The organism is Streptomyces blattellae, from assembly GCF_009709555.1.
Classification (GTDB): domain Bacteria; phylum Actinomycetota; class Actinomycetes; order Streptomycetales; family Streptomycetaceae; genus Streptomyces; species Streptomyces blattellae.
Map to the genome: position 1 here is coordinate 80,644 of NZ_WJBG01000161.1, position 23,235 is coordinate 103,878.

The 23,235-nt window shown below is 72.6% G+C and carries 23 protein-coding genes; 12 read left to right on the forward strand and 11 right to left on the reverse strand.

What is annotated here, in order from left to right; translation table 11 throughout:
- Positions 1-2 precede the first annotated feature (2 nt).
- The 3 genes from GFH49_RS19810 to GFH49_RS19820 all read right to left on the reverse strand — a co-directional run bounded on the left by GFH49_RS19810 (position 3) and on the right by GFH49_RS19820 (position 2,717).
- Positions 3-173 carry a hydrophobic protein gene (locus GFH49_RS19810; RefSeq protein WP_155057413.1) on the reverse strand — a complete coding sequence of 57 codons (171 nt, stop codon included), beginning with the start codon at positions 171-173 and terminating at the stop codon, positions 3-5.
- 128 nt (positions 174-301) lie between these two features.
- On the reverse strand, positions 302-1,135 hold the full coding sequence (locus tag GFH49_RS19815) for a methyltransferase domain-containing protein (RefSeq protein WP_155057414.1): 834 nt from the start codon (positions 1,133-1,135) through the stop codon (positions 302-304).
- A 58-nt stretch (positions 1,136-1,193) separates the two neighbouring features.
- Complete coding sequence (locus tag GFH49_RS19820; RefSeq protein ID WP_155057415.1) at positions 1,194-2,717, reverse strand: bifunctional phosphatase PAP2/diacylglycerol kinase family protein; 1,524 nt, start codon at positions 2,715-2,717, stop codon at positions 1,194-1,196.
- A gap of 71 nt (positions 2,718-2,788) precedes the next feature.
- Between GFH49_RS19820 and GFH49_RS19825 the strand changes: the two genes are divergently transcribed.
- Genes GFH49_RS19825 through GFH49_RS19835 form a run of 3 tightly spaced genes read left to right on the forward strand, consistent with a single transcriptional unit; the run spans position 2,789 to position 5,449 of the window.
- On the forward strand, positions 2,789-3,463 hold the full coding sequence (locus tag GFH49_RS19825; protein ID WP_155057416.1) for a histidine phosphatase family protein: 675 nt from the start codon (positions 2,789-2,791) through the stop codon (positions 3,461-3,463).
- Between the two features lie 42 nt (positions 3,464-3,505).
- The gene (locus GFH49_RS19830; protein WP_155057417.1) at positions 3,506-5,125 is read left to right on the forward strand and encodes an ABC-F family ATP-binding cassette domain-containing protein; all 1,620 of its coding nucleotides are present in this window, start codon (positions 3,506-3,508) and stop codon (positions 5,123-5,125) included.
- A 60-nt stretch (positions 5,126-5,185) separates the two neighbouring features.
- Positions 5,186-5,449, forward strand: a complete 264-nt coding sequence (locus tag GFH49_RS19835) for a DUF6158 family protein (protein WP_155057418.1) — start codon at positions 5,186-5,188, stop codon at positions 5,447-5,449.
- 51 nt (positions 5,450-5,500) lie between these two features.
- Here GFH49_RS19835 and GFH49_RS19840 read toward each other — a convergent pair whose 3' ends face one another.
- The 5 genes from GFH49_RS19840 to GFH49_RS19860 form a co-directional block, all read right to left on the reverse strand.
- Positions 5,501-6,043 carry a type 1 glutamine amidotransferase domain-containing protein gene (locus GFH49_RS19840; RefSeq protein ID WP_155057419.1) on the reverse strand — a complete coding sequence of 181 codons (543 nt, stop codon included), beginning with the start codon at positions 6,041-6,043 and terminating at the stop codon, positions 5,501-5,503.
- 6 nt (positions 6,044-6,049) lie between these two features.
- Positions 6,050-6,739 carry a diguanylate cyclase gene (locus GFH49_RS19845; RefSeq protein ID WP_155057420.1) on the reverse strand — a complete coding sequence of 230 codons (690 nt, stop codon included), beginning with the start codon at positions 6,737-6,739 and terminating at the stop codon, positions 6,050-6,052.
- Entirely contained in the window at positions 6,736-7,167 is a 432-nt protein-coding gene (locus GFH49_RS19850) for a CBS domain-containing protein (protein WP_155057421.1), read from the reverse strand. Before GFH49_RS19850 ends, GFH49_RS19845 begins: the two co-directional genes overlap by 4 nt.
- A gap of 111 nt (positions 7,168-7,278) precedes the next feature.
- Complete coding sequence (locus tag GFH49_RS19855) at positions 7,279-7,653, reverse strand: DUF2795 domain-containing protein (RefSeq protein WP_155057422.1); 375 nt, start codon at positions 7,651-7,653, stop codon at positions 7,279-7,281.
- A gap of 106 nt (positions 7,654-7,759) precedes the next feature.
- Positions 7,760-9,568 (reverse strand): thiamine pyrophosphate-requiring protein, encoded by a 1,809-nt coding sequence (locus GFH49_RS19860; protein ID WP_155057423.1) that lies wholly within the window; start codon positions 9,566-9,568, stop codon positions 7,760-7,762.
- Positions 9,569-9,822: 254 nt separating this feature from the next.
- Between GFH49_RS19860 and GFH49_RS19865 the strand changes: the two genes are divergently transcribed.
- On the forward strand, positions 9,823-10,617 hold the full coding sequence (locus tag GFH49_RS19865; RefSeq protein WP_155057424.1) for an RNA polymerase sigma factor SigF: 795 nt from the start codon (positions 9,823-9,825) through the stop codon (positions 10,615-10,617).
- Position 10,618: 1 nt separating this feature from the next.
- Here GFH49_RS19865 and GFH49_RS19870 read toward each other — a convergent pair whose 3' ends face one another.
- Complete coding sequence (locus GFH49_RS19870) at positions 10,619-11,737, reverse strand: PAS domain-containing protein (protein WP_155057425.1); 1,119 nt, start codon at positions 11,735-11,737, stop codon at positions 10,619-10,621.
- Between the two features lie 128 nt (positions 11,738-11,865).
- On the opposite strand from GFH49_RS19870, the gene GFH49_RS19875 reads away from it, so the two are divergent.
- From GFH49_RS19875 to GFH49_RS19890, 4 genes are all read left to right on the forward strand, one after another.
- Positions 11,866-12,582, forward strand: coding sequence for an ANTAR domain-containing response regulator (locus GFH49_RS19875; RefSeq protein WP_155057426.1), 717 nt, complete (start codon positions 11,866-11,868; stop codon positions 12,580-12,582).
- Between the two features lie 281 nt (positions 12,583-12,863).
- Positions 12,864-13,901, forward strand: coding sequence for a hypothetical protein (locus tag GFH49_RS41230; RefSeq protein ID WP_155057427.1), 1,038 nt, complete (start codon positions 12,864-12,866; stop codon positions 13,899-13,901).
- 178 nt (positions 13,902-14,079) lie between these two features.
- Positions 14,080-15,327 carry an aminotransferase class I/II-fold pyridoxal phosphate-dependent enzyme gene (locus tag GFH49_RS19885; RefSeq protein ID WP_155057428.1) on the forward strand — a complete coding sequence of 416 codons (1,248 nt, stop codon included), beginning with the start codon at positions 14,080-14,082 and terminating at the stop codon, positions 15,325-15,327.
- Complete coding sequence (locus GFH49_RS19890) at positions 15,324-16,331, forward strand: MBL fold metallo-hydrolase (protein WP_155057429.1); 1,008 nt, start codon at positions 15,324-15,326, stop codon at positions 16,329-16,331. The genes GFH49_RS19885 and GFH49_RS19890 overlap by 4 nt, the downstream gene beginning before the upstream one ends.
- Positions 16,332-16,421: 90 nt before the next feature.
- Here the strand turns inward: GFH49_RS19890 and GFH49_RS19895 are convergent, their stop codons facing one another.
- Positions 16,422-17,042, reverse strand: coding sequence for a DedA family protein (locus GFH49_RS19895; protein WP_155057430.1), 621 nt, complete (start codon positions 17,040-17,042; stop codon positions 16,422-16,424).
- A complete protein-coding gene (locus GFH49_RS19900) occupies positions 17,039-17,812 on the reverse strand; it encodes an MBL fold metallo-hydrolase (RefSeq protein ID WP_155057431.1) in 774 nt (257 codons plus the stop codon). Before GFH49_RS19900 ends, GFH49_RS19895 begins: the two co-directional genes overlap by 4 nt.
- A gap of 86 nt (positions 17,813-17,898) precedes the next feature.
- Here GFH49_RS19900 and GFH49_RS19905 point away from each other — a divergent pair, with 86 nt between their 5' ends.
- From GFH49_RS19905 to dnaK, 4 genes are all read left to right on the forward strand, one after another.
- Positions 17,899-18,300 (forward strand): hypothetical protein, encoded by a 402-nt coding sequence (locus GFH49_RS19905; RefSeq protein ID WP_155057432.1) that lies wholly within the window; start codon positions 17,899-17,901, stop codon positions 18,298-18,300.
- Positions 18,301-18,531: 231 nt separating this feature from the next.
- Positions 18,532-20,607 carry an alkaline phosphatase family protein gene (locus tag GFH49_RS19910; protein ID WP_155057433.1) on the forward strand — a complete coding sequence of 692 codons (2,076 nt, stop codon included), beginning with the start codon at positions 18,532-18,534 and terminating at the stop codon, positions 20,605-20,607.
- Between the two features lie 102 nt (positions 20,608-20,709).
- The gene (locus tag GFH49_RS19915; protein WP_155057434.1) at positions 20,710-21,138 is read left to right on the forward strand and encodes an OsmC family protein; all 429 of its coding nucleotides are present in this window, start codon (positions 20,710-20,712) and stop codon (positions 21,136-21,138) included.
- Between the two features lie 167 nt (positions 21,139-21,305).
- On the forward strand, positions 21,306-23,168 hold the full coding sequence (dnaK, locus tag GFH49_RS19920) for a molecular chaperone DnaK (protein WP_155057435.1): 1,863 nt from the start codon (positions 21,306-21,308) through the stop codon (positions 23,166-23,168).
- The last annotated feature ends 67 nt before the right edge of the window (positions 23,169-23,235 follow it).

Below are 23,235 nucleotides of genomic sequence, written 5' to 3' on the forward strand. Positions count from 1 at the left end.
ACTCACCACCTGTACCAGCGGCCCCTGCCTCCGGCTGCCGTCGTGCCTCGCATCAGGAATCCCAGCAGCCACAGCACCAGCACCGCCACCGCAATCCACCACAGCAGCTGTACGGCGAATCCGGCACCGAAAAGCAACAGTGCCAGAAGAAGCACCAGCAGAATAGGAACCATAATTCGACCTCCTGCTGGCCGGGTTTCCAGAAACCCAGTTTTCAGTCTTCTTTTCCGGGCCGTCTCTCGGGCCTTCTTCCGGGTCTTCTTCCGGGCGTTCTTCCAGGTTTTCTTTCCGGGCTTTCTTTTCAGGCCTTCTTCCGGCAGAGGATCTCCGCGTGCAGCACGCTGAACCAGCCGTCCTCCTGCTCCCCCCAGTCCCGCCAGGCGTCCGACACGGCCCGCAGTTGCTCGGGCGTCGCGTGACCGCCGGCCGTGGCGCGCTCCGCGAACGCCGATGCCAGGGTGCGGTCGGCCCACAGGCCGCTCCACCAGGCACGCTCGTCCGGCGTCGAGAAGGTCCAGGTGCTGGAGGTGGCGGTGATGTCGGTGAGGCCTGCCGCCAGGGCCCAGGACTTCAGCCGGCGTCCCGCGTCCGGCTCGCCGCCGTTGGCGCGGGCCACCCGCCGGTACAGGTCCAGCCAGCCGTCCAGGCCCGGTGACGCGGGGTACCAGGTCATCGCCGCGTAGTCCGAGTCGCGGACCGCGATGAAGCCGTCCGGCTTCGTCACCCGGGCCATCTCGCGCAGCGCCCGCACCGGATCGCCGACGTGCTGGAGCACCTGGTGGGCGTGGACCACGCAGAAGGTGTCGTCCGGGAAGTCCAGGGCGTGGACGTCGGCCACCGCGAAGTCGGAGTTCGTCAGGTTTCGCTGGGCGGCGGTGTCCCGGGCCCGGTCCAGGATCTCCGGCGCCCGGTCGACGCCGGTGACGTGGCCCTCGGGGACCAGCGCCGCCAGGTCGGCGGTGATCGTGCCCGGGCCGCAGCCGATGTCCAGGATCTTCATCCGCGGTTCGAGTGAACCGAGGAGGTAGGCGGCGGAGTTGGCGGCGGTCCGCCAGGTGTGCGAGCGCAGCACGGACTCGTGGTGGCCGTGTGTGTAGACGGCGGTTTCCCGGGCTTTCTCCTGCGGTTTCGACATGCTGACAGCGTACGTCGGCATGTCGAATAATGAGACCAGAGTTTTGCTATGTGGACGGCTATGTGGACGGCCGGTACACCGTGAGCGCCTCCGGCAGCTTCTCCAGCGTCACCTCGCCCGCCACCTCCGTGACTTCGCCGTCGAAGGCGAGCAGGGTCCCGGGGGCGACGCCGGCCAGCCGCAGCCGGCCCACCTGGACGGCCGCATGGGCAGGGATGGGGGTCCCCCCGGTCGAGCGAAGCCGAGACTGGGGGAGGGGCAGTGGGCCGGCGGCGGCCGCCGCGAGCAGCCGCAACGCCGGTTTGCGGCCGCCGTGCACCACCCGTACGTCGAAGCGGCCGTCCGCCAGATCCGTACGCCGGCCCGGCGCCAGGCCCATGCGGTGGTAGGTGCCGTTCCCGACGAACAGCAGCCACAACGGGCGTGCCCGGCCGCCGAGTTCGGCCTGCAGCGGATGGCGGTCGGCGTTCAGCACCCGCAGGGCCGCGAGCACTCCCGCCGGCCAGCCGCCGATCCGGTGCGACCAGCGGTCCCGCTCGCGCACCAGCTCCGGGTAGACGCCCAGGCTGCAGGTGTTGAGGAAGATGCCCTCCCGCCCACCGCAGGCGAACCGGCCCACGTCCACACGTACGCCTTCGCCGCCGCGGACGGCCCGGCTCAGATCGCGGACGTCCTCCACACCCAGGTCGTGGGCGAAGTGGTTCAGCGTGCCGCCGGGCAGCACCGCGAGCGGCAGGCCGTGGCGCAGCGCGATCTCGGCGGCGGTGTTCACCGTGCCGTCGCCGCCGCACACCCCGAGCACCCGGGCGCGGGCCGCCGCCTTGACCAACTCGTCGTGGATCTCCGCCGATCGGCACTGCACGATCTCGGCCTGCGGCAGCGCCTGGGCCAGCGCGTACGCGCGCTCGGCGGTGCCCGCACCGGTGTTGGCCACGACGACCAGGCCGGCGCCGTCCGGCAGGGCGGGGACCTCCGCTCGCGGCCGGGCCGGCGGGGTGCCCTGGGCGCGGGTCGGCACCAGGCCCTGTACGGCGTACGCGGCACCCACTCCCAGGGCGGCGCCCGCGAGCACGTCGCTCGGGAAGTGGACGCCGGTGTAGACGCGGGACAGCGCGACCGACCAGGCGATCGGTGCCACCGCCGCGCCCCAGGCGGGCGACTCCAGGGCGACGCCGGTCGCGAAGGCCGCGGCGGACGCGGAGTGACCGGACGGGAAGGATGTGGTGATCGGCTGCCGCTTCAGCTGCCGGACCAGCGGCACCGGGTCGAGGACGGGACGCGGGCGGCGCACACTGCGCTTGCCGAGCGTGTTGATGGTGGCCGAGGCGAGACTCAGCGAGGCGACGCCGCGGGCCGCGGCGCGGCGGCCCCGGGGCGTCCGGCTCGCCGCGATGGCGGCCGCCGCGGCGAACCACAGCACTCCGTGGTTCGCGCTCCGGCTCAGCTTGGGCAGGATGCGCTCGGCGCCGGGCCAGCGGCGTTCGGCCGCGGACTCGAAAAGACGGCAGTCCAGTGCGAGCAGCCGGTCGCGCAGCACACGGTGGCCAGGGGCCGGGACGGTGAGATCGACATCTGGGCTCATAGTGTGCCGGGTACCCTGAAGTGCCCGTTTCTTGTGCGGCGGGCCGCGAGCGACACCCGGAGGCCCCATAGATGCGCCTGCTCCTCATACGCCACGGCCAGACCCCCTCGAACGTGGACTTCCTGCTGGACACGGCCGTTCCCGGCCCGGGGCTGACCGCGCTCGGCGAGCGGCAGGCGGCCCTGCTGCCCGAGGCACTCGCCGACGAGGACATCGAGGCCCTGTACGTCTCCACCCTGGTCCGCACCCGGCTCACCGCCGCCCCGCTGGCCGCCGCCCGCGGCCTCGACATGATCGTCCGCGACGGCATCCGGGAGCTGGCGGCGGGCGATCTGGAGATGCTGCCCGGTGACGGGGAGCGCGGCCGGGCCTACATGGAGACCGTGTTCGCGTGGGCGGCGGGCGACCTGTCGTTGCGGATACCGGGCGGCGAGAGCGGCACCGAGGCGTTCGCCCGGTACGACGCGGTGGTCGCCGAGGCCGCGGACAGCGGTGCCGGGACCGTCGCCATGGTCAGCCACGGCGCGGCGATCCGCATGTGGACCGCGGCCCGCGCGGACAACGTCGACGTCCCCTTCGCCGCCGCCCACCCGCTCGACAACACCGGCGTGGTCGTCCTGGAGGGCTCCCCGGCCGACGGCTGGAAGGCGCTGTCGTGGGCGGGCGCCGTCGTGGCGGCCACCGGACCCGGCACCCGAGGCGGTCCCACCGGTCAGCCCCTGGGCGGGGCCGAGCAGGCCCGATAAGCGTTTGCCCTGTCTCGGCCGCCGCCCGCAGAATGCGTCGTCATGGGACATCTGGAAGCCGCACATCTGGAGTACTACCTCCCCGACGGGAGGGCGCTGCTCGGCGATGTCTCCTTCCGGGTCGGCGAAGGCGCCGCCGTGGCCCTGGTCGGCCCGAACGGCGCGGGCAAGACGACCCTGCTGCGGCTGATCTCCGGAGAGCTGAAGCCGCACGGCGGCACGGTCACCGTCAGCGGCGGCCTCGGCGTGATGCGCCAGTTCGTGGGCTCCGTACGGGACGAGACGACCGTACGGGATCTGCTCGTGTCGGTCGCGACGCCCCGGATCCGCGAGGCCGCCGAGGCGGTCGACAGGGCCGAGCACGCGATCATGACGGTCGACGACGAGGCCGCGCAGCTGAGGTACGCGCAGGCGCTGGCCGACTGGGCGGAGGTGCGCGGGTACGAGGCGGAGACGCTGTGGGACATGTGCACCACGGCCGCGCTCGGGGTGCCGTACGAGAAGGCGCAGTGGCGGCAGGTGCGGACGCTGTCCGGCGGTGAGCAGAAGCGGCTGGTGCTGGAGGCGCTGCTGCGCGGCACGGACGAGGTGCTGCTGCTCGACGAGCCCGACAACTACCTCGACGTGCCCGGCAAGCGCTGGCTGGAGGAGCGGCTGAAGGAGACCCGCAAGACGGTCCTGTTCGTCTCCCACGACCGGGAACTCCTCGCCCGCGCCGCCGAGAAGATCGTCTCCGTGGAGCCGGGCCCCGCGGGCGCCGACGCCTGGGTGCACGGCGGCGGATTCGCCACGTACCACGAGGCGCGGCGCGAACGCTTCGCCCGCTTCGAGGAGTTGCGCAGACGCTGGGACGAGAAGCACGCCCAGCTGAAGAAGCTGGTGCTGACGCTGCGTCAGGCCGCCGAGAACAGCGCCGACATGGCCTCCCGGTATCGCGCCGCCCAAACCAGGCTGCGCAAGTTCGAGGAGGCCGGTCCGCCGCCGGAGCCGCCGCGCGAGCAGGACATCAGGATGCGGCTCAAGGGCGGCCGTACCGGCGTAAGGGCCGTCACCTGCAAGGGACTTGAGCTGTCCGGCCTGATGAAACCGTTCGACCTGGAGGTCTTCTACGGCGAGCGGGTCGCCGTCCTCGGCTCCAACGGCTCCGGCAAGTCGCACTTCCTGCGGCTGCTGGCGGGGGACGAGGTGGCGCACACGGGGGACTGGAAGCTGGGTGCGAGGGTCGTCCCCGGGCACTTCGCCCAGACGCACGCGCACCCGGAGCTGGCCGGGCACAAGCTGCTCGACATCCTGTGGACCGAGCACTCCCAGGACCGCGGCGCCGCCATGTCCCGGCTGCGCCGCTACGAACTGACGAACCAGGCGGAGCAGAGCTTCGACCGGCTCTCCGGCGGCCAGCAGGCCCGCTTCCAGATCCTCCTGCTGGAACTGGAAGGCGTCACGGCCCTGCTGCTCGACGAGCCGACCGACAACCTCGACCTGGAGTCCGCCGAAGCACTTCAGGAGGGCCTGGAGGCCTTCGACGGCACGGTCCTCGCGGTCACCCACGACCGCTGGTTCGCCCGCTCCTTCGACCGCTACCTGGTCTTCGGCAGCGACGGCCGGGTCCGCGAGACGGCGCAGCCGGTGTGGGACGAACGGCGGGTGGAGCGGGCGCGCTGAGTCGTGGAGAGTTCGTACAGTGGATGCAGAGAAGCGGGATCCGGCGGGTACTCGAACCGTATGGACGACCACGACGAGCGGGGCACCACGATGACCGGAGTCGACCCTGGCCGACTGGACGACCAGCAGCTCATGAAGGAGCTGGAGACCATCCACCGCACGCGTCACGACACGCTGCTGTACGGCTCGAACGACGCGCTGCGCGCCCACAACGACCGGATGGCGCAGCTGGAGGGCGAGTATCTGCGCCGCAACCCGCGGCGCCTGGTGGCCGCGGGCCGCACACGTGAGGGGGCCCGGGAACGGGCCTGCGGGGATTCGTAGACCCCGCGCAGGTCAGCCCCCGCGCAGGTCAGCCCGTCTAGCGGGCCTTGGTCACACCGTCTGCCGGGCGAACACCTCCAGGAAGGCCTCGTCGAACGCCTTCAGGTCGTCCGGCCTGCGGCTGGTGATCAGCTGGTTCGGGCCCTGGTCGTCGATGTGCACCTGCTCGTCGACCCAGGTGCCGCCCGCGTTGCGGATGTCGGTCCGCAGGCTGGGCCACGAGGTGAGCGTGCGGCCCCGTACGACATCCGCCTCGACCAGCGTCCACGGGGCGTGGCAGATCGCGGCGACCGGCTTTCCCCGCTCGAAGAAGGCCTGGACGAACGTGATCGCGCGCTCGTCCATCCGCAGGAAGTCCGGATTGGCCACGCCACCGGGCAGCACCAGCCCGCCGAACGACTCGGCCGGCACCTCGCCGACCACCTCGTCCACGGCGAAGGTGTCCGCCTTGTCGAGGTGGTCGAAGGCCTGCACCCGGCCGGGTTTCGTCGACACCAGCACCGGAGCGTGCCCCGCCTCGACCGCCGCCCGCCACGGGTCGGCCAGCTCGATCTGCTCCACGCCCTCGGGCGCCGTCAGAAACGCGATGCGCATCCTCCATCACCGTCCTTTCTCGGCACGCCGGCGGGCCTCGTCGCCCCTGGCGCGCTTGGCATTACGTCGAGCCGCGCGCCGGCAGCGCAGCAGTTCCCCGGCGTACGGCAGCACCACACAGGCGCCGACGGCGGCGGCGACACCCGCGAGACAGGCGCGGGACAGCGGTCGCCGGCGCGGCACCGGACGCCAGGCGTCCGGGTCACCGCCACCGCCGCGCAGCAGGGCCTTCACCTGATCGGCGTGCAGACACATCAGCGAGGTCAGCGCACCGAACGGCAGCGACTCCAGGAAACGGTGGATGTGCTGCTCCAGCGGCTTGACCTCGCGGTCACTGCGCACGGCCGTGCGTACGTCCCACGGGGCGGTCGCCTCGTGCACCGCGGCCCCGGCGGACTGCACGGTCAGCAGCAGCGGGTTGACCTCGTAGCGCAGGGTCAGCGCGATGGGGATGCCGACCTCGGCTGTCATGAGCGTGGGGGCACCTCCCACGCCCTCAAGGCAGTGGGGGAGGATCAGTGACTCCTTGGTGCCGGCGGTGTCCTCGACGCGGGAGCGCCGGTGCATCACCCAGTCGGCGAGACCGGGCACGAACCAGCCCGGCAGGAGCCCGTACAGCAGATAGCGGGTGGTGACGTCACCGGCATCGGCGGTGACATCCGTGGCACTGATCTCGGCGGCCTGCTCCCGGCTCACCCGGGCCCCTCGCTGTCCGGCGCGGCGCGGCTGATGTCGGCCAGCGCCGAATCGGGGTCCTGGGCCTCGGCCAGGTCGCCGAGGCTGACGATGCCGACCGGCAGGCCGCTCTCCACGACCGGCAGCCGGCGTACCGCGTGCTCGCGCATCAGGGAGATCGCGTCGGACACCGGGTCGTCGGGTGCGACCATGACCGGATCCGGTGTGCACACGGTCTGGGCGCTCACCGTCAGCGGATCGGCGCCCTCCGCGACGGCGCGCACCGCGATGTCACGGTCGGTGAGCATCCCGACGACCTGCGAGCCGTCGGCCACCAGCACATCGCCGATGTCCTGCGAGCGCATCAGCTGCGCCGCCTCGACGAGTGAGGCGTCCGGGCGGACCGCGACCACACCCGGCGTCATGACGTCCCTCACGAACTCAGCCATCACTGTGGCCCTTTCCTCCGTTTCCCGGCCGGTGCGAGCACCGCGGCGCCGGGCCGCTATGACGCCGTCCGCAGTACCCCGGGCCGGGTCGGCTATGCGTACTCCCGCTGCTCAGCTCCGGTTCACCGCCTCGGCGAGTTCCTGGATGTTGGCGTAGCGCGCCGAACGGGGCAGCCGTTCCAGGGCCTCGACGAGGGTGTCCGGCGCGTACCGGCGGCGCAGCTCGCGGGCCAGTTCGCGCGGGCTCGCCGGGAAGGCGCCACGGCCGAGGAACCTGGCCAGCTCCATCCGGACCGCGGCCAGGGAGGCCCGGGTGCGCCCCGGCGCCACCGGCCCGCCCGCGATCTCCGGGTCGTCCTCGGCCGTCGGCTCGGGGTCGTGCCACTCCTCGGTCCTCGTGGGGTGTCCCGACCTGAGCAGACCCTGCAGTTCATGCTTCATCTCGTCGTCGCGATGGACGCTGAGCCGGTCGCTGCCTCGCTGCATGACTCCCTCCAGATCTTCGGGGGTGGGGCTCCGCGTACCCGAAGGGCGGCGGGCGACACGCGGCGAGCGCCGGCCCGCGGCCCATGCGGGGCCGCCGAAGTGCCGTTTACTTCTTGTCCCGCCCCTTCTCCCGCCCCGGCAGGAACTCCTGCACCTTCGCCTTGAAACCATGCTTGATCACCGAACCCCGGTCCGCGTCGCCCTTCAGGATCGACGCGGCCGTCGCCTCCATCTGGTCCCAGGTGGCGTGCGGCGGGATCGGCGGTACGGCAGGGTCGGTGAGGAACTCGATCACCGCGGGCCCGTCCGCCGCCAGCCCGGCCCGCCAGCCCGCCTCGACGTCGTCCGGCTTCTCCACCCGGATGCCGGTCAGGCCCAGGGAGCGGGCGAACGCGGCGTACTGCACGTCCGGGATCTCCTGCGAGGGCAGGAAGGACGGCGCCCCCTCCATGGCCCGCATCTCCCAGGTGACCTGGTTGAGGTCATGGTTGTTCCAGACGCCGACGACCAGCCGCTTGTCCTCCCAGCGGTCGGCGTACTTCGCCGCCGTGATCAGCTCCGCCAGCCCGTTCATCTGCATCGCCCCGTCCCCGACCAGCGCGATCGCGGGCCGGTCCGGGTGGGCGAACTTCGCGCCGATCGCGTACGGCACCCCGCAGCCCATCGTGGCGAGCGTGCCGGACAGCGAGGCGCGCATGCCGGGCCGCATCGTCAGGTGCCGGGCGTACCAGTTGGCCGCCGAGCCCGAGTCGGAGCTGATGATCGCGTTGTCCGGCAGCAGCGGGTCCAGCGCCCGCGCCACGTACTCCGGGTTGATCGGGTCGGCCGACAGTCCGGCCCGCCGCTCCATCACGTCACGCCAGCGCGCGACGTTCGCGCACACCGTGTCGTACCACTCACGCCCGCGCTCCTCCGTCCCCAGCAGCGGGATCAGCTGCTGCAGGGTCGCCTTCGCGTCGCCGACGAGATTCACCTCGTACGGATAACGCATCCCGACCATGTGCGGATCGATGTCGATCTGCACGCCCCGCGCCTTGCCGAACTCCGGCAGGAACTGTGTGTACGGGAAGGACGATCCGATGGTCAGCAGGGTGTCGCAGTCCCGCATCAGCTCGTACGAGGATCGGGTGCCCAGCAGCCCGATCGCGCCGGTGACATACGGGAGTTCATCGCTCAGCGCGTCCTTGCCGAGCAGCGCCTTGGCCACGCCGGCGCCGAGCAGTTCGGCGACGTGTGCCACCTCGGGCTGGGCGCCGGACGCGCCCTGACCGACCAGGATCGCCACCTTGTCACCGGAGTTGAGGATCTCCGCCGCCCGCACGAGGGACTCCTCGGAGGGGATCGCCGTCCAGGAGCTGCGGTCCAGGCTGGACGGCACCATCTTGAACTCGTGCGTGGGCGCGGAGTAGTCGAGTTCCTGCACATCGCCGGGGATGATCACGGCGGTGGGGGCGCGGCGCGCGTACGCGGTGCGGATCGCCCGGTCCAGTACGTTCGGCAGCTGCTCGGGGACCGTGACCGTCTCCACGAAGTCCGAGGCGACGTCCTTGAACAGGGTGTGCAGGTCCACCTCCTGCTGATAGGAGCCGCCCATCGCGGTGCGGTGCGTCTGGCCGACGATCGCCAGCACCGGAACGTGGTCGAGCTTGGCGTCGTACAGCCCGTTGAGGAGGTGGATCGCGCCGGGGCCCGACGTGGCCGCGCACACCCCGATCCGGCCGCTGAACTTCGCGTAGCCGACCGCCTGGAACGCGGACATCTCCTCGTGCCGGGACTGGATGAACCGGGGCCGGTCCTCGGCGCGGCCCCAGGCGGCGAGCAGGCCGTTGATGCCGTCGCCGGGATAGCCGAAGACGTGCTCCACACCCCATTCGCGCAGGCGTGCGAGGACATGGTCGGAGACGTTGGTGCTCATGAGGGACCTCCCGGACTCGGGATCGACAGCAGCACCGCCCGAGTCACCCGCCGGGCCGGCGGAAAACCTGCACCGTGCGGGAGGCCGTGTTTGCGGCCGGGGGAGCAGGGCAGGCGAACAATCAGTGCTTCGGACAGGAGGCACGTCCGTGGGAGCGGCGCTCTCGCCGCCACGGCCGCGTCTGTCCGACGTGCGGCCGCACTCCCACGGTGACCGTCCAACCAGAGCACCGATCAAGGGAGTTGCGGCGCATCATGCCCACTCAAGTGAGCGCGAAGCACCACCCGCACGACGACGCCCCCGACACCGCGGAAGCCTTCCGCAAGCTCGCCACGCTTCCGGCGGGCCCGCAGCGCGACACCCTCCGTGACGAGATCGTCGAGGCCTGGCTGCCCATGGCCGACCGGCTCGCCGGACGCTTCCGCAGCCGCGGCGAGAGTTTCGACGACCTGCGCCAGGTCGCGGCCCTCGGTCTGGTCAAGGCCGTCGACCGGTACGACCCCGCACGCGGCAACGCCTTCGAGAGCTATGCCGTGCCGACCATCACCGGGGAGATCAAGCGGCACTTCCGCGACCACATGTGGACGCTGCACGTGCCGCGCCGGGTCCAGGATCTGCGCAACCGCGTCCGGTTCGCCAGCCAGGACCTGGCACAGACCGCGTCCGGCCAGCGGCCCACCGTGGCCCAGATCGCCGAGCACGCGAACATGAGCGAAGAGGACGTGCTGGTCGGTCTGGAGGCCCTGGAGAGCTTCACGGCCCTGTCCCTGGACGCGGAACTGCACGGCAGCGAGGACGGTTACTCCCTGGGCGACGCCCTCGGCTCGCCCGACCCGGCGCTGGACACGGTCGTGGACCGTGAGGCCGTACGGCACCGGCTGGCGGCGCTGCCGGAGCGGGAGCGGGCCATTCTGTACATGCGGTTCTTCGGGGACATGACGCAGAGCCGGATCGCCGAGCGGCTCGGCATCTCGCAGATGCATGTGTCCCGGCTGATCAGCCGGTGCTGCACGAAGGTGCGGGACCAGGTGCTGCAGGACGCGGCGTAGATCACGGCGTCCTGGTGAGCCTCAGTGTCAGGTGGCGGGACATCATGTCCATCGCCTGCGCCTCGGCCATCGAGAAGGCCAGGCGGGGGCCGCAGCGCAGCAGGGTGAGGACGCCGTGGACCGTGCCGTCGGCGGTCAGGGGGACGCACAGCAGTGAGGTGACGTTCGCCTGGACCAGTACGGGGGCGCCGGAGGTGTCGCGGCCCAGGGCGTCCGGGTCCTCCGGGCGTACCTGAAGGGACGTGGAGCCGCCGCGGGCGGCCTCGGCGATGAGAGGGGAATCGGCCGGATCCAGTGCCATGAGGGTAGCCGCCTCCTTCTCCGACGGGGCCAGCACGGCCGTACGGGAAAGGCGGGCGGCGCCCGCGTCGGCGATCACCCAGTCGGCGAACCGTCCGTGGAGCACCCGGGCCGCCCGGCGAAGCGCCGCGTCGGGCGGGGCCGTGAGCAATGCCGTGGTCATGGCGTCCAGCAGATCCATCAGCGACGCGTGCCGGGTGGCCTCGGTGAGGTCGGGGACCTGGCCCGTGGCGACGGTCGCCGGTCCCGGTGCGGCGGGCACGCCGAGTCCGCCGGGCTGCAGGAGGACGAGCACCGTGGTGCGTGGCTCGCCGGTCGGCCGTACGGCGGTCAGGGTCACGTGCACCGGCTCGGCCGGGCGCCGTTGGAGGTGGACGGTGAGACTGCGGTCGCCGTCGCCGCGGGCCACCGCGGCGGCCTGGGAGCGGAACGCCGCCCGGTCGGCGTGGGCGAGGAAGCCCGTCAGCGGCCGGCCCGTCGCGTACCCGGCCCGGACGCCGGTGAAGGCGGTCGCCGCGAAGTTGAGACGGCGCACCACGGCCTCCCGGTCCACCAGCGCGACCGGCAGCGGCAGACGCTGGAACACCGTGCGCAGCAACTGCTGTTCCTGGCGGTCCGCGGGGGCCGGGCGGGAGCCGCCGACCGTGGACAACCGCTCGTACCACGGCCACAACTGGTCGGCCACATGGTCGAGTTCGAAGATCGCCGCGTCCAGTACGGTCGGCAGGTCGCCGCTCGACACGGACCGTGCCGCCTTCAACTCCGCGACGCGGCGAACGAAATCCGCGAGCTCTTCACCGAATTCCTCCGTCTGCGCCATGCGACGAACCTAGCGCGCGGTGCGGCTTGATGGGGTCGCGGGAGCCCGACGAGCAGCCGCTCGCTGTCCCTCCCGCTGTTTCCCGGCCAAGTCGACCGGGCAGCCGAGGGGCAGAGGAGGACCACACGATGCCGGACACACAGGACACCGGCCGCTGGGGCGCGGAGTCCGCCGAATCGACCCTGCCCGGCCGGCGACTGTCGGAACTGGTCGAGCAGGCCGCCCGGTGTACCGCGGAATGCTGCGGAGCGAGCGGCACCGTCAGCGAGGGCAGCCCCGAACGATCCGCTGCGGTCACCCATCCCGACCTGGCCGCTCTGGTCGCGGTGCAGATGCGCTCCGGGGAGGGGCCCATCCCGGCCGCCCTCGAACGCGGGGAGCCCGTCGACGCGACGGACCTGCTGCGCGAGGAGCGATGGCCGCAGTACCGCGCGCTGGCGCTGGACGCGGGAGTGCGATCCAGCGTGACGATCCCCTTCCGCCGGGCCGGGCTGACGGTGACCCTGAGCCTGTACAGCTTCCGCCCGGGCGCCCTTGAGGACGTCCCGCACGGGCCCGCCCAGGCACTCGGTGACTTCGCCGCGGCGTGCCTGGCCCGCGACCGCTCCTACAGCGCCGCGCTCACCGAACTCGACCAACTCGGCACCGCCCTGCGCTCCCGCCCCGTCGTCGACCAGGCGTGCGGCATCGTCATGCACGTCCTGGGCTGCGACGCGGACGCCGCCTTCGGCATCCTGCGCCGCATCTCCCAGGCCACGAACCGCAAGCTGACCGACGTCGCGTCAGCGGTCGTGGACCGACGGGGGCGGGGCCTGGAGGAGGATCTGGCGGCGCTGCTGAACTAGGCGCTGCGCGGGACCTGGGCGCTGCGCGGGACCTGGGCGCTGCGCGGGACCTGGGCGCTGCGCGGGGTGCCTGGGCGCTGCGCGGGGTGCCGCGATGGGCCGTCGATCGTCTGCGGGTCCGTCGTGGCTGGTCGCACCGGCAAACCCCATGTCACCCGGTCGGCCGAGCCCGTCCCGCGAATGGTGCCCGGCCGCGCGCGCCGGGTGGCGGTGCGGGCTGTGATGGCAGTGGGGGCACGACCATCGCGCCCCCGCAGTCGTCGGCCGAAGGAGTCCACCCCATGCGCCGCACCGTCCGTGCCCTGTCCGTCGCCGCCCTGGCCGGGGTCCTCCCGGTCATCGCCGCCGCGGCCGCCCTCGCGGACCCGGCCGCGGAGGTCAGCCCGGGGCAGGTCTCCCCGGGCCGCAGCATCACCGTGTCGGTCTCCTGCGATCCCCTCGGCGGTCCCGCACCCGCCGCCATCGACGCCGCATCGCCGGCCTTCCAGGAGGGCACCGTCCAGCTGCGCCGGGTCGTCGGCAACGAGGACGAGGTGTCCGGGCCCGCCTACTCCGGCACCGCCCGTATCGCTGCCGCCGAGGACCTGGAGGACGACGAGGGGGTCGGGCCCGACAGCGCGTGGACCGTCGACGGCACCTGCCCGGCCGCACCCGGCGGGGAGGGCAAGCCGTGGAGCGCCACCTTCACGGTGGCCCGCGGCGGCAGCAACGGCCCGTGCGCCGATCCGCTCGACACGGCCTGTGACACCGGCAAGCCGTGCCTGGATCCGCTCGACACGGCCTGTCGCACGGGCAAGCCGTGCCTGGATCCGCTCGACACGGCCTGTCACACGGGCAAGCCGTGCCTGGATCCGCTCGACACGGCCTGTCACACGGGCAAGCCGTGCCTGGATCCGCTCGACACGGCCTGTCGCACGGGCAAGCCGTGCCCGGAGCCGACCCCCACCGCCTGTCACACGGGCAAGCCGTGCCCGGAGCCGACCCCCACCGCCTGTCACACCGGCAAGCCGTGCCCGGAGCCGACCCCCACCGCCTGTCACACCGGCAAGCCCTGCCCCGAGCCGACTCCCACCGCCTGCCCTACCGGTCAGCCGTGTCCCGTGCCGCGGGACCCTTCGTGTCACACGGGCAAGCCCTGTCCCGACCCGCACGACCCCTCCTGCGGCGGTGGGCTGATCGAGCACGGTGTGCACGCCGGTGACGGCGGCGCCTTCAACGACTCCGTGCCCGCCCTGGTGGCCGGCGGTCTGCTGATCGCGGGCGCCTTCGGCGGTGCCGTGTACCGGCTGTGGCGCAAGGCGCCCGCCGAGGACGGCTGACGCACCTCACCACCCCCGGGTGACCGGCCCAACCCGAGCGCACCCCCATGGCTCACCGGCACCCTGGGTACGACAGAGCCCAGGGACGACGACCCACAGCCCGGCGACGGCCACCGCACCGGCCGACGCGCGTCGGGCGACGGGCGGCCCAGGGACACCGAACCGGACGGGAGGGACCATGCCGCGGACGGACCCGGAAAGCCACGGCCCCGTCCGGTACGGGCCGCCGATCCCGGACGACGGGCTGCCCGTACTGCCCGAAGCCGCCGGCGTAGTCGCCGAGGCCGCGACCCGCGCCGTCACCGAGCCGGTCGGCGGCGGCCCCGCGCTGCTGGACGCCGCGTGCGGCTACTGGGAGCGGCGGGGCCTCGCCGCCGGGCCCGAGCGGGCCGTCGCCGCGCCGGGCGCACCCGCGCTGCTGCTCGCGCTGACCTACGCCATCGGCGGCGACGTCCTGGTGCCGCGGCCGTGCGCGGCCTGGTGGGCGCCGTACGCACGGCTGCTGGGCAGACCCGTCTTCCATGTGGCGACACCGGCCGAGTGCGGCGGAGTCCCGGATCCGTACGCCCTGCTGGAGACCGTGCGCCGGGTCCGTGCCGAGGGCGGTGACCCGCGGCTGCTCGTGCTGTCCGTCGCCGACGACCCCACCGCCACCGTCGCGCCGCCCGAGGTGCTGCACGAGACCGTCGAGGCCGCCGAAGGCGAGGGGCTGCACCTGGTCAGCGACGAGACCTGGCGCGACACCCTGCACGCCCCGCACGACACCGTGCTGCTCAGCCCCGCCGAGATGCTGCCTGACCGGGTCACCGTCGTCACCGACCTGGCCGGTGCGCTGCTGCCGCCCGGCTGGCCCGCGGCCGTCGCCCGCTTCCCGGCCGGCGCGACCGGCGCCGGCCTCCACGCGCGCGTGCTCGACGTGCTCACCGCCCTCGGCGCCCGCGTCGCCGGACCGGTCGCCGCCGCGGCCGCGTACACGCTGACGGAACCCGAGCCGGTGTCCCTACGGCTGTCCGCCGCCGTACGCCTGCACGCGCGCGTGGCCGCCGCCGCGCACGCCGCCGTCATCGCGGCCGGCGCCCTCGCCCGCCCGCCACAGTCGGGCCGCCATCTCTACGTCGACCTGGGGCCGTTGCGCCCCGCGCTCACCGCACACGGAGTCGGCGACGCCCAGGAGTTGGAGGACTTCCTCGCCGCCCGCCTCGGCATGCCCGCCCCGGGCGGCCACCGCTTCGGCGACGACCTGGGGGCGCTGCGCGTACGGCTGTCCACGGGGCCGTTGCTCGGCGAAACGGACACCGAGCGCGCGCAGTGCCTCAGTTCGCCCTCGCCGTCGCGACTGCCACATGTGCACCGTGCGTTGAGCCACTTGAAGTCGGTGCTCGACGATCTCCGCGACGACTCTCAGCGGGGGGAGGCTCCTCGATGACGCGGCAGTCCGAGTCGGCCACGCCGACGACACCGTGTCCGCCCCTCGCCGAACCCCGCCCGCTGGGCGAACGCCGGGTCTGGCCGCGGAGGTTCCACGACCGGCTGACCGCGCCGCTGCCCGGTCTGAAGGCCGTCGCCCGGTTCGCCCGCGAGGGTTCCGTCCGCCCGGGCAGGGAGGGCCTCGCCGACATCCCCCGCCTGCCCTTCGAGCCCGCCCCACCGCCCCTGGTCGACGCGCGCACGATCGCCGTCTGCTGGGCGGGACACGCCAGTTGGGTCGTCCGGATCGGCGGGCTCACCGTCCTCACCGACCCGGTCTGGTCCCGCCGCATCCTCGGCACCCCGGCCCGCATCACCCCGGTCGGCGTCGACTGGGCCGCTCTGGGCCGCGTGGACGCGGTCGTCATCAGCCACAACCACTACGACCATCTGGACGCCCCCACCCTGCGCCGCCTCCCGCGCGACACCCCGGTGTTCGTACCGGCCGGCCTCGGCCGCTGGTTCCACCGCCGCCGCTTCACCCGCGTCACCGAGCTCGACTGGTGGGAAGCCGCCGAACTGCGCGGCACCCGCTTCGACTTCGTGCCCGCCCACCACTGGTCCAAGCGCACCCTCACCGACACCTGCCGCTCCCTGTGGGGCGGCTGGGTCCTCACCGCCCCCGACGGCCACCGCGTCCACTTCGCCGGCGACACCGGCTACGGCCACTGGTTCACCCGCATCGGCCGCCGCTACCCCGGCATCGACCTCACCCTCATGCCCATCGGCGCCTACGACCCCCGCTGGTGGCTCAGCGATGTCCACTGCGATCCCGAGGAGGCGGTCCGGGCGACCCTCGACCTGGGTGCGCGACGGATGGCCCCGATGCACTGGGGCACGTTCGTGCTGTCGGCAGAACCAGTACTGGAGCCGCTGACGCGGGTAAGGGCGGCCTGGCAGAGGGCGGGACTGGCACGCGAGGACCTGTGGGACCTGCCCGTCGGCGGATCGCGGGTGCTGTAGCGGCCCGAAGGGGCGCGGGGGTGTATCGATGTGCGGCTCCGCCGCGTGGGCGCGACAAGCCCCCACCCACCCGCACCCCGCGACCAACCCTCACCTGGCAGTCCGGACCCGCTTCCACACGCTCGGCGTCACACTGATCACCAAGGTCAGCGCGACCGCCGCGATCACACCCTCCCAGGGCTCCTCGAACAGCGAACCCCCCAGAATCCCGATCAGCTGATACGTCACCGCCCACGCCAGGCACGCCGGAAAGTTGCCGCGGGCGAACCGTCGCATCGACCACTTCGCCAGCAGACACGCCAGCATCACCGGAATACGGCCCGCGGGCATCAGCCGGGACAGCACAAGCACCGCGACCCCGTGGTCGGCCAGCCGTTCCTGCGCCTGCGCAAGCCGCTCCTCCGGTGCCCGGGACCGAATCGCCTCCAGCCACCGCGACCCGTTCTTCGACCCCATCCCCCGCCGCCCCAGCCAGTACAGGGCGATGTCCCCGAGAAACGCGGCCAGCGACGCCGTGACGAAGACCAGCGCCAGCGCGAACGGCGCCGTCTGATGAAAGGCCACCACCGCCGCCGAACTCACCAGCGCCCCCGTCGGCACGACCGGCACCAGCGCCCCGATCAGCACCAGCAGAAACAGGGTCGGATAGCCGATCGCCTGCTGGGTGGCCTCGGCCGGCGGCGGCGCCGTGGCGATCGCAAGCCACGTCACCGCGCCACCTCTAGCCGCACGCTCTCCCCGTGCCCGAGCAGATGCACCGCCACCTCGGGTGCGGCGACGGAGGCCAGCCGCACGAACTCCGAGCCCGGCGTGTGGAATTCGTGCGGGCGCACCGCGTCCATCCCGATCGGCCAGTAGGTGCCGTAGTGCACCGGCACCGCACTGCGCGGCGCCAGCCGCGCCAGCGCCTGAGCGGCCCGTCCCGCGTCCAGATGGCCGTCCCCGAGATACGGCCCCCAGCCGCCGACCGGCAGCAGCGCCACGTCGACCGGCCCTACCTCCTCGGCCATCGTGTCGAACAGTCCCGTGTCCCCGGCGAAGTACGTACGCGCCTCGCCCTCGACGACATAGCCGAGCGCGGGGGAGCGGTGCGGCCCGACCGGCAGCCGCCGCCCGTCGTGCCGAGCGGGCACGGCCCGTACCACCAGGCCGCCGATCACCGTCTCGTCGCCGGGCGCCACTTCACGGATCTCCAGGTGCCCGAGCCGGCGCAGTCCCGGCACGGCCCTGGGCGCCCCCCGGGGCACGAGCAGGCGGGTGCCCGGTGCGAGCGTGGCGAGCGAGGGAACGTGCAGGTGGTCGGCGTGCAGATGGGAGACGAGCACCACGTCCGCGTGCCGGGCCTGCGGCGGCGGTACCGCGCCCCGGCGACGGCGCAGATGGGCGAGCCGGCGGGCGAACAGGGGATCGGTGAGCACGCGTACGTCCGAGTCCGTGACCGTGCAGGTGGCGTGCCCCCACCAGGTGATCTCCACCGGCACCTCTTTGCCTCCTTCGCGCGACTCCCCCGAAGCCTACGACCAGGAGTAGTCTCGGCGCCTGAAACCCGGAGGTGAGGGGGGACGCCATGGGACCGGTACGGGTCACGACCATCGCGAGTCTGACGCCGCTGGAGGAGCTGGACGAGGACCCCTTCCTGGTGGACTCCCGCAGCCAGCACGCCATGTGCGCCCGCTGGGCCGCGGAGCGCGGCTACACCGTCAGCCGTGAGCTGCTGGTCCGTGGACTGCGGCCCGACCACTGCGCGCTCTGGGACGGCGTCCGGCCCGGCGTCGACCTCTTCGTGGCCCCCAGCCGCCGGGTGCTGGAGAGCGCCCTGTCCTCCGTCGACGAGTTCACCGCCGAGTGCGCCCGGCGCGGGGTGCGGGTGGAGACGGTGGGGGTCGCCGAGCCCGCCTACGACTCGCAGATGAAGGCCCGTGTCCACCGGCGGCTGTCGATGCCGACGGCCGGGTACGACGGACGCTAGGGCGTGTTTCGAAGGTCCCGCTGCCTGCCACGCGACGCCTGGCACGCACGCCCGAACCGCGCTTCGCACGGCTCGGGCGGGAGGGGCCCCCATCGCCACCGCGTGGCTCGCCCTTCGGGCGGACGACGGGACTTTCGAAACACGCCCTAGCCCGTCCCTCACCCCGCTATGACACGCTTCAGGGGAAGAGGCCCGTATTGACGACGGGCCGGGACGTGAGGTGTACGGGGCGTGCGTGGTGGTCGTTGGCGGCGGGTCGTCAGTCAGGCCGGGCGGAGTGTCGCCGTGTGGGCGGTCTCCACGGCCACCATGCTCGCGCTCGCCGGCCTGCTGCCCGACTTCCAGCTGCGGTCCGCGGACGGCGACAGCGCCACCGACATAGCGATGACCGCCGCGTTCGGCGCGGGCGCCTTCGGTGTGCTGTCGGCCCTGGTGTGGCCGCTGCTCGTGCGGCTGCTGCTGCTGGTGCCCGCGTTGGTCCTGGGGCTGCTGGTGTTCTTCCTCAACGGCGGTCTGCTGCTGGTCGCGCTGCGCCTGAACCCCACCGAGCGCGGCGCCGTCGCCTGGGAGACCGCGGTCGTGGTCGCCGCCGCGATGTCCGCCGTCGCCTCCGCCACCGGCGGTGCCCTGGCCGTGCGCGACGACGATGCCTACCGGCGCCGCCTGTACCGCCTCGCCGACCGCCGCCGCGGCTCGGGGCCGCCCTGCCCGCCCACCCACGGCACCGTCTTCCTGCAACTCGACGGCGTCGGCCACGACGTCCTGCTGGACGCGGTCGGCAAGGGCCTCATGCCGACGATCGCCCGCTGGCTGGGAACCGGCGACCGGGCCAGGCCCACCCACCGGCTCACCCCGTGGCGCACCGACTGGTCCAGCCAGACCGGCGCCAGCCAGCTCGGCATCCTGCACGGCAGCAACCACGACATCCCCGCCTTCCGCTGGTACGAGAAGGACCGCCGGGAGGTGATGGTCAGCAACCGCCCCACCAGCGCCGCCGAGCTCCAGCGCCGCGCCGTCGAGCGCACCGGCGACACCGGACTGCTCGCCGTCGACGGCGCCAGCCGCGGCAACCTGTTCAGCGGCGGCGCCGACCAGCAGGCCCTCGTGCTGTCCATCGCCACCAAGCGGCGAGGCCGGAAGAACCGCTCCCGGGCGGGCTACTTCGCCTACTTCTCCGACCCGGCGAACGCCGTGCGCACCGCCCTTTCCTTCGTCGCCGAGGTCGGCCGGGAGATCGGCCAGTCCACCCGGGCCCGCTTCGGCAAGGTCCGCCCGCGAGTCGGACGCGGCGGCCTCTACCCCCTCGTCCGCGCCTTCGCGACGGTCGTCGAACGGGACGTGGTGGTCGCCGCGGTGATGGGCGACATGCTCGCCGGGCGCACCGCCGTCTATGCGGACCTGGTGGCGTACGACGAAGTGGCGCACCACTCCGGACCGATGAGCCGGGACGCCGGGAAGGTCCTCGAACGTCTCGACCGGGCGCTGGCGCTGATCGAGACGGTCGCCGAGCACGCCCCGCGGCCGTACAGGATCGTCGTGCTGTCGGACCACGGGCAGAGCCCCGGCGAGACCTTCCGGGCCCGCTACGGCCTCTCCCTCGGCGACCTGGTGCGGGCCGGCTGCGGACTGCCCGTGCCGCGCAAGGCGGAGCGCACCCACAGCGGCGCCGAGGCCCGCGCCGCGGTACGTGCGGCGCTGCACAGGCCGGTCGAGGAGGGCGGCGAGCAGTACCGTCCCTCGCGCCGCTCGGAACCGCTGGTGCTGGCCTCCGGCAATCTCGGCCTGGTCTCCTTCCCGGATGTCGCGCACCGGATGAGCAAGGAGGAGATCGACGTCCGTCACCCCGCCCTGCTGACCACGCTCGCCAACCACCCCGGCATCGGCTTCGTACTGGTCCGCAGCGAACAGCACGGCGGCGTCGTGCTCGGCCCGTACGGCACCGAGATCCCGCTGGACCGGCTCGACGAGGACCCGGGCCCCCTCAAGGACTTCGGCCCCGGTGCCGCCGACGTGGTCCGACGCACCCACTCCTTCCCGCACACCGCCGACATCATGGTCAACTCCTGGTACGACCCGGCGGAGGGTGAAGTCCTCGCCTTCGAGGAGCAGATCGGCTCACACGGCGGCCTCGGCGGCGGCCAGACGAAGCCCTTCCTGCTGTCGCCCGTCGCCCTGTCCGCCCCGGTCGACGGCGCGCGGGAACTCGCCGGCGCCGAACACGTCCACCGCGTGCTGCGCCGCTGGCTGCGTGAGGCGGGCGGGCCGCAGGTGCCGCTGGAGACGGAGCCGGAGGAACGGGCCGCCTGAAATCCGGGTGCGTCTGAGCGGGTGCACGACCGCGGCGGTACGGAATGTGATCGGATGGGCCCACGGAACCCCGCAACGGGACCCCATGCGAAAGGAAGAACCGTGGCAACCACGCGCTCCGCACACACGGTCTGGGAAGGCAACCTCCTTGAGGGCAACGGCGTCGTCACCTTCGACTCCTCCGGTGCCATCGGCGAGCAGCCGGTCACGTGGGCTTCGCGCGCCCAGGACGCGAACGGCAGGACCAGCCCCGAGGAGCTGATCGCCGCCGCCCACTCCAGCTGCTTCTCCATGGCCTTCTCGAACATGCTCGCCAAGGCCGGCACCCCGCCCACCAAGCTCGTCACCTCGGCCGACGTGTCCTTCCAGCCGGGTGAGGGGATCACCGGCATCCACCTCACCGTCGAGGGCACGGTTCCGGGCATCGAGAACGACACGTTCGTCGCCACGGCGGAGGAGGCGAAGGTCGGCTGCCCGGTCAGCCAGGCGCTCGCGGGGACGACGATCACGTTGTCGGCGAAGCTGGCGTGACGCTCCGCCGGTGTGCGGGGGAAGGCGCGGTCCGTTGCCGGCTGCGGCGCCGTCGTGGCTGATCGCGCAGTTCCCCGCGCCCCTGAGGGGGTACCCGTCCCATTGACAACCGCGCACTCAAGTTTTGTGCTGGAGTGCGGGAGTGGTCCTGGCGGAAGGGGACAGCGATGGCACGGGCGGTCGGAATCGATCTCGGGACCACGAACTCGGTGGTCGCCGTCCTGGAGGGCGGCGAACCCACCGTCGTCGCCAATGCGGAGGGGGCCAGGACCACGCCGTCGGTCGTGGCCTTCGCCAAGAACGGCGAGGTGCTCGTCGGTGAGGTGGCCAAGCGGCAGGCCGTGACCAACGTGGAGCGTACCGCTCGCTCCGTGAAGCGGTACATGGGCGACGGGAGCTGGCGGTTCCCGGATCAGGGTGACATCGACGGCACCCGCTACCGGGCGCAGGAACTGTCCGCCCGCGTCCTGCAGAAGCTGAAGCGGGACGCGGAGTCGTACCTCGGTGAGGACGTCACCGACGCGGTGATCACCGTACCGGCGTACTTCGACGACGCCCAGCGGCAGGCCACCAAGGAGGCCGGGGAGATCGCGGGCCTGAAGGTGCTGCGGATCATCAACGAGCCGACCGCCGCCGCGCTCGCCTACGGCCTCGACCGCGGCGAGGAGCAGACCGTGCTGGTCTTCGACCTCGGCGGCGGCACCTTCGACGTGTCGCTGCTGGAGATCGGCGACGGCGTCATCGAGGTCAAGGCCACCAACGGCGACACGCACCTCGGCGGCGACGACTGGGACCAGCGGGTCGTCGAACACCTGGTCAAGCGGTTCAAGGGGCAGTACGGCATCGACCTCGGCAACGACAAGATGGCGCTGCAACGGCTGCGCGAGGGCGCCGAGAAAGCCAAGATCGAGCTGTCCTCGTCCACCGAGACCACGATCAACCTCCCCTACATCACCGCCTCCGCCGAGGGACCGCTCCACCTCGACGAGAAGCTGACCCGCGCCCAGTTCCAGGAGCTGACCGCCGATCTCCTCGACCGCTGCAAGACCCCCTTCCACCAGGCGGTCAAGGACGCCGGCATCAAGCTCTCCGCGGTCGACCATGTGATCCTCGTGGGGGGCTCGACCCGGATGCCCGCGGTCACCGAACTGGTCAAGGAACTCACCGGGAAGGACCCGCACAAGGGCGTCAACCCGGACGAGGTCGTGGCCGTGGGCGCCGCCCTCCAGGCCGGGGTCATCCGCGGCGACGTCAAGGACGTCCTGCTGCTCGACGTCACCCCGCTGTCCCTGGGCATCGAGACCAAGGGCGGCATCATGACCAAGCTCATCGAGCGCAACACCACGATCCCGACCCGGCGTTCGGAGATCTTCACCACCGCCACCGACAACCAGCCCTCGGTCGGCATCCAGGTCTACCAGGGCGAACGCGAGATCGCCGCCTACAACAAGAAGCTCGGCGTCTTCGACCTCACCGGACTGCCGCCCGCACCCCGCGGGGTCCCGCAGATCGAGGTCGCGTTCGACATCGACGCCAACGGGATCATGCACGTCTCCGCCAAGGACCTCGCCACCGGCCGCGAGCAGAAGATGACCGTCACCGGCGGCTCGGCCCTCCCCAAGGACGACATCGACCGCATGATGCGGGAGGCCGAGCAGTACGCGGAGGAGGACCGCCAGCGCCGGGAGGCCGCGGAGACCCGCAACCAGGCCGAGCAACTCGTCTACCAGACCGAGAAGTTCATGCGGGAGAACGAGGACAAGGTCCCGGCCGACACCAAGTCGGAGGTCGAGTCCGCGGCCACCGAACTCAAGCAGCTCCTGGAGCGCAACGCCGAGACCGGCGAACTGCGCACCGGCGTCGAGAAACTCGCCTCCGTCAGCCAGAAGATGGGCCAGGCCATGTACGCGCAGGCCCAGCAGACACCGACGGAGGACGCCGGGCAGCACACCGCACCGCGGGACGAGGAAGGCGTGGTGGACGCGGAGATCGTCGACGACGAACGGGATGAGAAGGGCGGCGCCGCGTAAGCGCTCCGCCGGCTGCGTCGACATGCGGCTCCGCCGGGTGGCCGCGATATGCCGTCGGCCGTCTGCG

What these genes read in the sequence shown, in the direction of transcription:
- GFH49_RS19870 (WP_155057425.1), bottom strand. Translation starts at nt 11,737, where the DNA reads ATGGCGCAGACGGAGGAATTCGGTGAAGAGCTCGCGGATTTCGTTCGC.
- GFH49_RS19890 (WP_155057429.1), top strand. Translation starts at nt 15,324, where the DNA reads ATGACGCGGCAGTCCGAGTCGGCCACGCCGACGACACCGTGTCCGCCC.
- GFH49_RS19855 (WP_155057422.1), bottom strand. Translation starts at nt 7,653, where the DNA reads ATGCAGCGAGGCAGCGACCGGCTCAGCGTCCATCGCGACGACGAGATG.
- dnaK (WP_155057435.1), top strand. Translation starts at nt 21,306, where the DNA reads ATGGCACGGGCGGTCGGAATCGATCTCGGGACCACGAACTCGGTGGTC.
- GFH49_RS19885 (WP_155057428.1), top strand. Translation starts at nt 14,080, where the DNA reads ATGCCGCGGACGGACCCGGAAAGCCACGGCCCCGTCCGGTACGGGCCG.
- GFH49_RS19850 (WP_155057421.1), bottom strand. Translation starts at nt 7,167, where the DNA reads ATGGCTGAGTTCGTGAGGGACGTCATGACGCCGGGTGTGGTCGCGGTC.
- GFH49_RS41230 (WP_155057427.1), top strand. Translation starts at nt 12,864, where the DNA reads ATGCGCCGCACCGTCCGTGCCCTGTCCGTCGCCGCCCTGGCCGGGGTC.
- GFH49_RS19905 (WP_155057432.1), top strand. Translation starts at nt 17,899, where the DNA reads ATGGGACCGGTACGGGTCACGACCATCGCGAGTCTGACGCCGCTGGAG.
- GFH49_RS19840 (WP_155057419.1), bottom strand. Translation starts at nt 6,043, where the DNA reads ATGCGCATCGCGTTTCTGACGGCGCCCGAGGGCGTGGAGCAGATCGAG.
- GFH49_RS19810 (WP_155057413.1), bottom strand. Translation starts at nt 173, where the DNA reads ATGGTTCCTATTCTGCTGGTGCTTCTTCTGGCACTGTTGCTTTTCGGT.
- GFH49_RS19815 (WP_155057414.1), bottom strand. Translation starts at nt 1,135, where the DNA reads ATGTCGAAACCGCAGGAGAAAGCCCGGGAAACCGCCGTCTACACACAC.
- GFH49_RS19820 (WP_155057415.1), bottom strand. Translation starts at nt 2,717, where the DNA reads ATGAGCCCAGATGTCGATCTCACCGTCCCGGCCCCTGGCCACCGTGTG.
- GFH49_RS19865 (WP_155057424.1), top strand. Translation starts at nt 9,823, where the DNA reads ATGCCCACTCAAGTGAGCGCGAAGCACCACCCGCACGACGACGCCCCC.
- GFH49_RS19875 (WP_155057426.1), top strand. Translation starts at nt 11,866, where the DNA reads ATGCCGGACACACAGGACACCGGCCGCTGGGGCGCGGAGTCCGCCGAA.
- GFH49_RS19860 (WP_155057423.1), bottom strand. Translation starts at nt 9,568, where the DNA reads ATGAGCACCAACGTCTCCGACCATGTCCTCGCACGCCTGCGCGAATGG.
- GFH49_RS19830 (WP_155057417.1), top strand. Translation starts at nt 3,506, where the DNA reads ATGGGACATCTGGAAGCCGCACATCTGGAGTACTACCTCCCCGACGGG.
- GFH49_RS19835 (WP_155057418.1), top strand. Translation starts at nt 5,186, where the DNA reads ATGGACGACCACGACGAGCGGGGCACCACGATGACCGGAGTCGACCCT.
- GFH49_RS19825 (WP_155057416.1), top strand. Translation starts at nt 2,789, where the DNA reads ATGCGCCTGCTCCTCATACGCCACGGCCAGACCCCCTCGAACGTGGAC.